The 353-nt window shown below is 67.4% G+C and carries 1 protein-coding gene; it reads right to left on the bottom strand.

The genetic code is table 11. The annotated features are described in order from the left end of the window. The coding region (locus tag BA190_RS34820) for a peroxidase family protein (RefSeq protein WP_305773781.1) at positions 1 to 353 on the bottom strand (353 nt) is incomplete at both ends.

Genomic DNA, 353 nt, shown 5'->3' with positions numbered 1-353 from the left:
TCGCCGCTGTAGCGCTTGTCGTCGAGCCAGACGTTCTCGCTGCCCCAGTAGACGTCCTCTTCCGGCTCCCACACGTCCTCGCGGCCGCCGGCAAAGCCGAAGGTCTTGAAGCCCATCGATTCCAGGGCGCAATTGCCGGTCAGGATCATCAGATCGGCCCAGGAGATCCGGTTGCCGTATTTGCGCTTGATCGGCCAGAGCAGGCGGCGGGCCTTGTCGAGATTGACGTTGTCGGGCCAGGAGTTGAGCGGGGCGAAGCGCTGCTGGCCCGCGCCTGCGCCCCCGCGCCCGTCGCCGGTGCGGTAGGTGCCGGCGCTGTGCCAGGCCATGCGGATGAACAGCGGGCCGTAATG

The sequence above is a fragment of the Labrys sp. WJW genome (assembly GCF_001676615.1).
Classification (GTDB): Bacteria; Pseudomonadota; Alphaproteobacteria; order Rhizobiales; family Labraceae; genus Labrys; species Labrys sedimenti.
The sequence above is the reverse complement of the archived record's forward strand: the minus strand, read 5'-3'. Positions and strand labels throughout refer to the sequence as shown.